This is a genomic window from Nocardia sp. NPDC003345, from assembly GCF_053589395.1.
Map to the genome: position 1 here is coordinate 24,772 of NZ_JBSFRU010000036.1, position 6,380 is coordinate 31,151.

Sequence of the window (6,380 nt, forward strand, 5' to 3'; positions counted from 1 at the left end):
TACGAAGAGAGAAAACCGTGCCCGCTACCGAACAGCACTGGGATCACGAGGTGGACTTCTTGGTCGCCGGCAGCGGCGCCGGTGGTCTCACCGGGGCGCTGGCCGCCGCCGACCGGGGCCTGGACACCCTCGTCATCGAGAAGGGCGCCTACTACGGCGGCAGCACCGCGCTGTCCGGTGGCGGGATCTGGGTCCCCAACAACCCGGTGCTGCTGCGGGAGGGGCTGCGCGATTCCCGCGCGGATGTGCGCGCCTATCTGGACGCGGTGGTCGGCGACCGGGTGCCCTCGGCCAATCTCGACGCCTTCATCGACCAGGGCCCCGCGATGCTGGACTTCCTGGAGAGCAGTGGTCCGCACTTGCGTTTCCAATGGTGCACCGGCTATTCCGACTATCACCCGGAGGCCCCGGGCGGCCGGCCAGCGGGGCGTTCGATCGAGCCGCTGCCGGTGAACCTGCGGGAACTCGGCGCCGACGAGGACCGGTTGCGACCGGCCGCGCTGGCCACCCCGCCGGGTCTGTTCATCACCTCGAAGGATTTCGTCCAGCTGAATATGGTCACCCGGACCTGGCGGGCTCGGTGGACCGCGCTGCTGACGGGTCTGCGCGCGGTGAAAGCCGTGGTGCTGCGCCGCCATATGGACACCCTCGGCCGCGCCCTCATCGCCCGGTTGCGGCTCGCGCTGCGCGACGCCCGCGTCCCGCTCTGGCTGAATACGCCGATGCGTTCGCTGATCACCGACGACACGGGCGCGGTGCTCGGGGTGGTCGTCGAACGCGACGGACGCGAGGTGCGGATCCGGGCCCGCCACGGCGTGCTCATGGCGACCGGCGGTTTCGAATACAACCAGGCCCTGCGCAAACAGCATCTCCCGCCCGGCGGACGGGACAACTTCAGCGCCGCCTCCACCGACAACACCGGTGACGGCATCCTGGCCGGTGAACAGGCCGGCGCGGCCGTCGACCTCATGGACGACGCGTGGTGGATGCCCTCGTTCCAGCGGCCCGAAGGGATCAACCAGGTCCTGGTCTCGGAACGGTCCATTCCCCGGTCGATCATCGTGAACGCCGCGGGTGTCCGGTTCACCAATGAGGCCGCGCCGTATGTCACCTTCGTGCACGCCCAGCTCGCCGGTGGTCACGATCCGGCCTGGATGATCTTCGACGCCCGGGCCAAGAACCGGTATCCGATCGGCGGCATCATGCCCGGCCAGAAGTTCCCCGCCGACTGGCTCTCGTCGGGCCTGGTGGTGACCGCGAAGACGATCACCGAACTCGGGGAGGCGATCGGCGCCCCCACCGCGGCGCTCGAGGCGACGCTGCTGCGCTACAACGAATCCGCGCGCGCGGGCCGCGATACCGAATTCGGGCGCGGCGAGAGCGCCTACGACAACTACTACGGCGACCCGTCGCTCCCGCACCCCACCCTCGATCTCATCGACCGGGCGCCGTTCTACGCGTTACGGATTCGCATCGGCGACCTGGGCACCAAGGGCGGGCTGGTGTACAACGAGAACGGGCAGGTGCTGCGGGCGGACGGCACCGTGATCGACGGGCTGTACGCCACCGGCAACACCTCCGCCGCCGTCATGGGCAACGACTACGCGGGCGCGGGCGCCACCATCGGACCCGCCATGGTGTTCGGCTACATCGGCGCCCGCCACGCGGCCCGCAACCGGCCGACCGAGGAGTAACCGTGCAACCCATACAGTGCGCCAACTGCGGAAACCGAGTGCTGGTCGAGAAGTTCAGCCCCAGCCACACCAGCGTCCAGTGGCTCGACGACGCCGAATCGGCCTGCCCCGAGTTCGCCCGGCGAGCCGCCCTCGGCGAACCGAGCCAGTGGATTCCCACCTGCCCGGCACTGCGCGATTCGATCGAACGCGCGGTCACCGAGGGCGAACTGCCCACCGACGGGCTACGGCGGGAGCCGGTGCCGGGCCGCCTCGGCTGAGCCCGGCACCCACCCGGTTGCCCGTTCACCGGGAAACGCCCACGCGAAAAGCCTCGGAAGTGGCACCGTGTTCGGCGAAGCAGGCGAGATGGAGGTTGGACGATGACATCGGTACTCGGCGCCGCGGAAACGCTGCGGGAAGTACGCACCGACGCGGGACTCCTGCGGTACCACGAGGCCGGTTCGGGCACGCCGCTGCTGCTCCTACACGGGTCCGGGCCCGGGGTCACCGGCTGGCGCAACTTCAGCGGCAACCTCGAGGTCTTCGCCGAGCGCTTCCGGTGCCTGATCCTGGAATTCCCCGGCTTCGGCGTCAGCGACGATTTCGGCGGCCATCCCATGGTGACGGCGCTGGAAGCGGTGGTCCGGTTCGTGGACGCCCTGGGTCTCGACCGCGTCGATATCGTGGGCAACTCGATGGGCGGCGGGGTCGCGCTGAACTACGCCATCGCCCACCCCGACCGGGTCGGCAAGATCGTCACCATCGGCGGTATCGGCAAGAACATCTTCAGCCCCGGCCCGGGAGAGGGCATCCGGTTGCTGCAGGAATTCACCGAGAACCCCACCCGGGACCGGTTGATCGCCTGGTTGTATTCGATGGTGTACGACCCCGCCGTGGTCACCGAGCGGATGATCGAGGAACGCTGGGAGCAGGCCACCGATCCCGCCACCCTGGAGAGCGCCCGGCGGATGTACAGCAAGGCCGCCTTCACCGCGATGGTCCGGGCCATGGACGCCGCCGACGCCCCGCCGCCGTGGGCGATGCTGCACCGGGTCAAGGCGCCCACCCTGGTCACCTGGGGGCGCGACGACCGGGTGAGCCCGCTCGATATGGCCCTGATCCCCATGCGCACCATTCCCAAGGCCGAACTGCACGTATTCCCCGATTGCGGGCACTGGGCGATGATCGAGCAGAAGGCCGCCTTCGAATCCGCCGTACTCGCTTTCCTGACCCGCCGGGACTGAGACCCGAGGCCGCCCGGTGCCGCCGCCGGGTTCATCCGGCAGCGGCACCGGGCCTGCACTACCTCAGATGCCGGGTGAAGAACCGGTTCGCCTCGTCGCCCGCGTATCGCGGGACGCCGGTGTGCCCGCCCATATTGGCGTGCAGCGTCTTCTCCGTAGAGGCGAAGGCATCGAACAGGTCCAGGGCCTGTTGCCGATCGTTTCCTTCGTCGTCCCACTGCAACAGGACGTGCAACGGGATGGTGACCTGCCGGGCCTGCTCGATGATGCGCCGCGGTACGAAACTCCCGGCGAACAGCACGGCGGCGGCGATCCGCGGCTCGACCACCGCCAGCCGGACACCGATCGATATCACCCCGCCCGAGTAGCCGACCGGACCCCCGATCCCGGGCAGCGCGAGAAGGGCGTCCAGGGCGGCCTGCCATTCCGGGACCGCCTGGTCGACCAGCGGGAGGATCAACCGGTCGACGATGCCGTCGTCGACCGGCCCACCGGCCGCCAGCGCCCGGTGCAGGTCGGCCAGGGCCGCGTCGGCGGCGGCGTCGCGGGGGCGTGCGCCGGTGCCGGGGAGTTCGAGGGTGGCCGCGGCGTGGCCCTGCGCCACGGTGTGCCGGGCGCGGGCCGCCAGTAGCGGGTACACCCTGCCCAGACCGAGCGGCGGCGGGCCGAGCAGGATCAGCGGCACCGGCGTGGGCGCGGAGGCGGGTGTCCACAGGATGCCGGGGATGTCGCCGAGAACGAACTCGCGTTCGACGACGTCGTCATCGAGGTGCTGTTCGGAAGTGAAATGCATGGTCGTGCCTTTCGGGAATGCCATGGAACGGCGCTCCCGGGCGACCTACCGCCCGACCGTGACCCCGGAGGGGAGCACCCATGTCGATACTGCGTTCACGGGTACCACCTCCTCGTTCTCTGGCACGGCCCCGGAAAGGTAGCACCGGCCGCCGCGGCCCGACAACGGGTTTTCGTACGGGGCCGGGGCCCGGCCCCTCGGCCGGGTATGTCGCCGCCGGGGCCCGTCGGAGCGGCATCAGTGACGGGCCGAGTGGCCTTCGGTGGAACACCTACCGATTTCCGTGGTGGGTTCCGTGGTCGGCACGGATGGCACCGGACCGGCCCGTTCCTAACGTTGTGGGCATGGAAAACATCACGAAGACCAGTACCGATATCACCATCGAACTCGAAGTGGACGATCCCGCGGCCGCCGCCGCGAGCTACGAGGCCGCCTTCGGCCTCGGTGACCGGATCGGCTTCCGTGCCGCACACGCATCCGGCTCCGGCTTCCGCGGCTTCCTGCTGTCGCTGGTCGTCGGCCGGCCCGCCACCGTCGACGGCTTCGTCGCCACCGCCGTCGCGGCCGGATTCACCATCGTCGAGCCGGCGAAGAAGAGCCTGTGGGGTTACGGTGCGGTGCTGCGGGGACCGGAAGGCACGATCTGGAAGGTCGACACCTCCAACAAGAAGGATGCCGGTCCGGCCACCCGCGAGATCGACAACCTGGTGTTGCTGCTGGGCGTGGCAGATGTCAAGGCGAGCAAGCGGTTCTACGCCGATCGCGGATTCACGGTCGCGAAGAGTTTTGGCGGGAAGTACGCCGAGTTCGCCAACCCGGGTTCGCCGGTCACCCTGGCGATGTATCCGCGCAAGGCCGCGGCCAAGGACGCCCGGATGTCGCCGGAGGGCAGCGGATCGCATCGCATCGTGATGGCGAGCGGCATGGATTCGTTCACCGACCCGGACGGTTTCGTATGGGAAACCACGGCCTGAGCCGGTGTCACCGGCCGGGGCCGCGGTGAAATGCCCCGCTCACCCGGCGAGAACGGTTTCGGCGATCACCCGAAGTGCCTCGATGATCTGCTCGGAGGTCAGTCCCCGCTCGCGCTGCTGCCGGTAGACCTCGGCCGCCAGCGGTGCGAGCAGCGGATCGACCATGGCATCGGGCTCCGGGAATCCTGCCGCTGTGACCAGCGATCGCACATGTGCATACCAGAACCCGTAGGCCCCCGTGGTGAAACGCGCACCGCCGATTTCCGCGCCGAGTACGAGATGCGCGTGGGTGTCCAGTAGTTCGACCATCGCCGCGTAGAACGCGGCCAGCCTTCGGGCGGGAGGTGCGCCCGGCCCGAGTGGTGGCGGTCCGGTGAGTAGTCGCTCCTGCAGGGCTCGCTCGTGTTCGTCGAGGAGGGCTGTCGCGACGGACCCGGTGTCCGGATACCTGCGGTACAGAGTTCCCCTTCCGACACCCGCGGCCTTGGCGATGTCGTCCATGGTCACGGCGCCCGGGTCCCGGGTGGCGAACAACTCCGCCGCCGCGGCGAGGACCTTGGCGCGATTGCGCGCCGCGTCCGCGCGTTCGGCCTGGGCCGGCCGCGCCGTCGCGAGCAGATCGGGTCGGGGTCGCATGTTTCGACTGTAGCGGAATCGACCGGTAAGTGGACAGTATGTCCATTTATGTGTACCGTCGGCCGAATCAAGCGGACATAGTGTCCACTTAAGGGAGGCGACCATGAGCACTCTGTTACACCTCGACGCCAGCGCCCGGCGGGTCTCGATCAGCCGGGAACTGAGCGCGGCTTTCGCCGAGACGTGGCGGGCCCGGAATCCGGGAGGCGGCTACCGCTACCGCGACCTCACGGCCGAACCGGTGCCTTTCATCGGGGAGGCGTGGACCCAGCTGTGCGACGCGGTACTCACCCTGCCCCGTACCGATCCCGCGCGGCTCGGCGAGTTGGTACGGACTCCGGAGCAGGCCGCCGCCTGGCGGATCGTCGAGCCGCTGTTGACCGAACTGCTCATGGCGGATGTCGTCCTGATCGGCACCCCGATGTACAACTACTCGGTTCCCGCCGCACTCAAGGCATGGCTGGACCAGGTGACCTTCCCACGCATGTCGCTCGGCCACCGGAGATTCGTGGTCGCGAGCGCCCGTGGCGGCGCCTACTCTCCCGGCGCACCCAAAGCGGCCTACGACTACCAGGAACGCTTCCTGCGCGACTTCTTCGCAGGCCATTTCGCCGTCTCCGATACCGTCTTCGTCCACGCGGAACTCGCCAACTCCCGCCACGACCCGGCGCTCGCGAACCGGCGTGCCGAGCACGACCGGTCCTATGCCCGCGCATTGACGACCGTTCGCGAACTGGCCGGGGAGTACTGAGATGAACTGGGTAACCCTGGCCGCCGCCGGGTTGGTGGAAATCGCCTGGTCGCAGAGCATCAAACCGACCGAGAACTTCACCAGACCCATACCGAGCCTGATCTGCGTCGTGCTCGGGGTCACCGCCGTATACCTGCTGTCCCGGGCCATGCAGACGTTGCCGGTGGGCACCGCCTACGCGATATTCACCGGTATCGGTGCGCTCGGGGCGATAATCCTCGGCATCCTGCTCCACAAGGACCCGTTCAGCGCGGGCCAGGACGAGCCCGCCGAGAATCAAGGCCAGCGCCGCGGCCCGGCCCGCGG

Annotated in this window: 8 protein-coding genes; 6 read left to right on the forward strand and 2 right to left on the reverse strand. The window is 69.0% G+C overall.

Translation table 11 applies throughout. The features are described from left to right. Positions 1–17 precede the first annotated feature (17 nt). From ACWDU1_RS07100 to ACWDU1_RS07110, 3 genes are all read left to right on the forward strand, one after another. Positions 18–1,694 carry an FAD-dependent oxidoreductase gene (locus ACWDU1_RS07100; protein WP_449996375.1) on the forward strand — a complete coding sequence of 559 codons (1,677 nt, stop codon included), beginning with the start codon at positions 18–20 and terminating at the stop codon, positions 1,692–1,694. A 2-nt stretch (positions 1,695–1,696) separates the two neighbouring features. After that, on the forward strand, positions 1,697–1,954 hold the full coding sequence (locus ACWDU1_RS07105) for a hypothetical protein (protein WP_449996376.1): 258 nt from the start codon (positions 1,697–1,699) through the stop codon (positions 1,952–1,954). 102 nt (positions 1,955–2,056) lie between these two features. Next, entirely contained in the window at positions 2,057–2,920 is an 864-nt protein-coding gene (locus ACWDU1_RS07110) for an alpha/beta fold hydrolase (RefSeq protein ID WP_449996377.1), read from the forward strand. 58 nt (positions 2,921–2,978) lie between these two features. On the opposite strand, the gene ACWDU1_RS07115 is transcribed toward ACWDU1_RS07110, so the two are convergent. Then, on the reverse strand, positions 2,979–3,713 hold the full coding sequence (locus tag ACWDU1_RS07115; RefSeq protein WP_449996385.1) for an alpha/beta hydrolase: 735 nt from the start codon (positions 3,711–3,713) through the stop codon (positions 2,979–2,981). 344 nt (positions 3,714–4,057) lie between these two features. Between ACWDU1_RS07115 and ACWDU1_RS07120 the strand changes: the two genes are divergently transcribed. Continuing rightward, a complete protein-coding gene (locus ACWDU1_RS07120; protein WP_449996378.1) occupies positions 4,058–4,687 on the forward strand; it encodes a glyoxalase in 630 nt (209 codons plus the stop codon). Positions 4,688–4,726: 39 nt separating this feature from the next. Here ACWDU1_RS07120 and ACWDU1_RS07125 read toward each other — a convergent pair whose 3' ends face one another. Further along, positions 4,727–5,323 (reverse strand): TetR/AcrR family transcriptional regulator, encoded by a 597-nt coding sequence (locus ACWDU1_RS07125; protein ID WP_449996379.1) that lies wholly within the window; start codon positions 5,321–5,323, stop codon positions 4,727–4,729. A gap of 103 nt (positions 5,324–5,426) precedes the next feature. Between ACWDU1_RS07125 and ACWDU1_RS07130 the strand changes: the two genes are divergently transcribed. Both ACWDU1_RS07130 and ACWDU1_RS07135 read left to right on the forward strand, forming a co-directional pair. Next, complete coding sequence (locus ACWDU1_RS07130; RefSeq protein WP_449996380.1) at positions 5,427–6,074, forward strand: FMN-dependent NADH-azoreductase; 648 nt, start codon at positions 5,427–5,429, stop codon at positions 6,072–6,074. 1 nt (position 6,075) lies between these two features. Beyond that, positions 6,076–6,380, forward strand: a 305-nt coding sequence (locus tag ACWDU1_RS07135) for a DMT family transporter (RefSeq protein WP_449996381.1), incomplete at its 3' end; no start/stop codon positions are given.